The sequence below is a fragment of the Arthrobacter sp. 2YAF22_2 genome (genome assembly GCF_052114645.1).
Lineage (GTDB): Bacteria > Actinomycetota > Actinomycetes > Actinomycetales > Micrococcaceae > Arthrobacter.
Genome location: NZ_JBFRFD010000408.1, coordinates 1 through 3,468 on the forward strand (window position 1 = coordinate 1; position 3,468 = coordinate 3,468).

3 protein-coding genes are annotated in these 3,468 nt (G+C 71.3%); all 3 read left to right on the top strand.

Translation table 11 applies throughout. From position 1 onward, the window contains the following. Positions 1-118 precede the first annotated feature (118 nt). From AB4Y86_RS14940 to AB4Y86_RS14950, 3 genes are read left to right on the top strand one after another with little or no spacing between them, the layout of a single operon-like run. Positions 119-1,180 (top strand): branched-chain amino acid ABC transporter permease, encoded by a 1,062-nt coding sequence (locus AB4Y86_RS14940; protein WP_441402984.1) that lies wholly within the window; start codon positions 119-121, stop codon positions 1,178-1,180. Further along, complete coding sequence (locus AB4Y86_RS14945) at positions 1,177-2,775, top strand: class I adenylate-forming enzyme family protein (RefSeq protein ID WP_441402982.1); 1,599 nt, start codon at positions 1,177-1,179, stop codon at positions 2,773-2,775. Before AB4Y86_RS14940 ends, AB4Y86_RS14945 begins: the two co-directional genes overlap by 4 nt. After that, complete coding sequence (locus AB4Y86_RS14950) at positions 2,772-3,461, top strand: TetR/AcrR family transcriptional regulator (RefSeq protein ID WP_441402983.1); 690 nt, start codon at positions 2,772-2,774, stop codon at positions 3,459-3,461. The genes AB4Y86_RS14945 and AB4Y86_RS14950 overlap by 4 nt, the downstream gene beginning before the upstream one ends. Positions 3,462-3,468 lie beyond the last annotated feature (7 nt).

Genomic DNA, 3,468 nt, shown 5'->3' on the forward strand with positions numbered 1-3,468 from the left:
GCCGCGAGCCGCCGGCCGGTCGGGCGGAGGCGGCCGCCGCGGGGCGTGGCGCCCGGCGCTCCCCCGGCGTCGTTGTACCCGGGGGTGGTTTTCCCGGCTCGCGGCGTGGGCCGCCGGCCTGGCGGGGCTGCTGCTCCTGGTCCTGCTCCCGTTGCTGAACCTCTCGCTGCCCGGCGTGCTGCCCGGCCCGAGCTACACCCCCGGATCCCTGCAGCTGCTGGCCATGTGCATGCTGATGGCGGCCGCGGCCCTGACCTACCACCTGCTGCTGGGCGTGGCCGGGCTGCTCTCCTTCGGGCACGCCCTCTACTTTGGTGCCGGCGTCTACGGGCTGGCCATCATCCTGCAGAACCTGGACATTCCGCTGCTGCCGGCGATGGGCCTGACCCTGCTGATCGTGATCGTGCTGGCCCATGTGGTGGGCAGCATCAGCCTGCGCGTCAGCGGCATCCCCTTCGCGATGGTGACCCTCGCGTTCGCCCAGGCCGGCTCGGTGATTGTGGGCCGCAACCCCGAGGGCAAGACCGGCGGCGACGAGGGCCTGACGCTGCGCACCGACAATCTGCCCGACTTCCTGGTCGGCGTCGTGAACACCCGCAACCTGTACTGGCTGGCGCTGGCCGTGCTGGTGGCGGTGTTCGTCATCGTCACCTGGGTGCAGTCCTCCCGGGCCGGCCACGCCGCGGCAGCCGTGCGCGAGAACGAACTCCGGGTCCGTGTCCTGGGCCTGCAGCCCTACCTGGTGAAGCTGCTGATCTTCGTGGTCTCCGCCGTCCTGGTCTGCATCATCGGCATGGCCTTCCTGCTGCTGCAGAGCGGCGCGGTGCCCCGCGCGATGTCCGCGGACCTCACCATCACGCTGCTCGTGATGGTGGTCCTGGGCGGCGTCGGCTCGCGCTGGGGAGCCGTGATCGGCGGCGTGTTCTACACGATCCTGGACCAGCGCCTGACGACGCTCGCCAACTCCGAGGCCGTCAAGTCGCTCCCGGACATCCTGCGTGTACCGTTGTCCGAACCGCTATTCATCCTCGGCACACTCTTCATCCTGGTGGTGCTTTTCCTGCCCGGCGGCATCACCGGCACCGCCGAGCGGCTTGCTCAGCGCCGCCGCCGAGGCATCCGGGGCGCCGGCAGCGCGGGTACGGAGACGCCCCGCGACATCTTGGAGGACGCCGCATGAGCACCGCAACCGGCCCGTCCCGATCCGACGGCCTGCACACCCTGGGCCGCTGGACCGCCGACCGCAGCCTGGCCACCCCGCACCGGGTGGCCATCGACGACCGCGGCTGCAGCCTGCTCTACAGCGAGCTGGAACGCCGCGCGGCGGCCCTGGCCGCCGCGTTCCTGGCCGCCGGCTACCGGATCGGCGACCGGATCGCGACCCTGACCGGCAACAGCTCCGACCACGTGGTGGCCTTCTTCGCATGCGCCAAGGCCGGACTCGTCCTGGTTCCGCTGTCCTGGCGGCTCTCACCCCGGGAGCTCGCCGCCCAGTTGGAGCTCGCCGACCCCCAACTGCTGCTGGTCGAAGGCGAACTCGACTCCCTCGCCGCAGCAGCCTGCGCCCTGTTGCCGCACCGTCCGCGGACCGCGGCCCTCGGGCCCGGCGGCGTGGAGAAGTCCGTCCCGACGCCGTCCCGCGTGCAGCCGGCAGCGCCCGGAGCGCCTGACGGATCGGGGGCGGCCCGCCGGGAAGTGCGCGACGACGATGCCCTGCTGATGATCTTCACCTCGGGCACGGAGGGCGCCAGCAAGGCCGCCGTCCTGACCCACTCGAACTGCTTCTGGAACAACCTCTCCTTGTCCCGCACCCTCGAGATGGGCAGCAGTGACGTGGTACTGGCCGTGCTGCCGCAGTTCCACGTGGGCGGTTGGAACATCCAGCCGCTGCTGGCCTGGTGGACCGGAGCCACCGTGGTGCTGGAGCGCGGCTTCGAACCGGGCCGGGTCCTGCAGCTGATCGCAGAGCGGGGTGTGACCATGCTGATGGCCGTCCCCACCCAGTACCTGATGCTGGCCGAGCACCCGGACTTCGCTCACGCCGAACTGTCCAGCCTGCGCCACGCGGTGGTGGGCGGCGCGCCGATGCCGGCGCCACTGCTGCGGATCTGGCACCGCAGGGGCGTGGCGCTGAGCCAGGGCTACGGCCTGACGGAGGCCTCACCGAACGTGCTGTGCCTGGCCAACGAAGACGCCGCCCGGATGGTGGGCTACTCCGGCAAACCGTACCCACACGTCGCCGTCGCTGTGGCGGACCCCGTCACCGGGGAAATCCTCGACGGCGCCGCGACCGGCGAGCTGCTGGTGGGCGGACCGGGCGTGTTTGCCGGCTACTTCCGCGACCCGGTTGCCACCGCGGCCGTCCTGGCCGACGGCTGGCTGCGCACCGGCGACCTGGTGGAACGCGACGCCGAGGGGTACATCAAGGTGGTGGACCGGCTAAAGGACATCTACATCTCCGGCGGCGAGAACGTGGCCCCGGCCGAGGTCGAGGCCGCCCTGCTGGGCCATCCCGCGGTGGCGCAGGCCGCCGTCGTCGGGGTGGAGGATGAGCGCTGGGGTGAAACCGGCGTGGCATTCGTGGTGGTCCATCCCGGCATGGCCACAGACGAGCAGGAACTGCTGGAGCATTGCGCCTCGCAGCTGGCCCGCTTCAAGGTCCCGGTGCGGATCGAGACGGTTGCGGCGCTGCCCCGCACGGCGTTGAACAAGGTCCTCCGCGGCAGGCTGCGCCAGGACCTGGCGGCACGCGCGGCGGCGGGAGAACGAGCATGAGCGCCGCGCCGCGCACCGCCCGGGGGACGCGTACCAGGGCCAAACTGCTGGAGGCCGCGGAGTCCGTCTTCGCCTCGGTGGGCTACCACGAGGCCTCGATCGTCAAGATCACCGAGGCCGCCGGCGTCGGCCTCGGCACCTTCTATCTGTACTTCGACGGCAAGCAGGCCATCTTCGACGAGGTGGTTGAGGACTTGAACCGGCGGGTCCGGCATGCCATGACCGATGCGGCCAGGAGCGCGGGCACCCGGCTGGAGGCCGAACGGGCCGGTTTCCGCGCGTTCTTCCGCTTCACCGCCCAGCACCCGGCCCTCTACCGGATCATCCGCCAGGCCGAATTCGTCTCGCCCGGCGCCCTGCGGCTGCATTACACCCGGATCGTCAACGGCTACATCGAAGGCCTCAAAGCGGCCCAGCTCAGCGGCGAGGTCCGGGAAATGGATCCCACCGTCGCGGCCTGGGCCCTGATGGGCATCGGCGAGCTGATCGGCATGCGCTGGGTCCTGTGGGACGAGGAAGGCGCGGAGCCCGCTGCCGGCGCCCGGCCGGACGTGCCCGACGAAGTCTTCGAGGAAATGATGCAGTTCATCGAACGGGCTCTCGCGCCCGACGCCGGCTCAGCCCCGGGGGCCGCCCCGGCACCGACCCCCAACCCCACCCCGCCCCAGGAAGGGACAGCACCATGACCCAGAC

Bases quoted from the DNA above. Each gene is read 5' to 3' on its own strand.
- AB4Y86_RS14945 (WP_441402982.1), top strand. From the start codon at position 1,177: ATGAGCACCGCAACCGGCCCGTCCCGATCCGACGGCCTGCACACCCTG.
- AB4Y86_RS14950 (WP_441402983.1), top strand. From the start codon at position 2,772: ATGAGCGCCGCGCCGCGCACCGCCCGGGGGACGCGTACCAGGGCCAAA.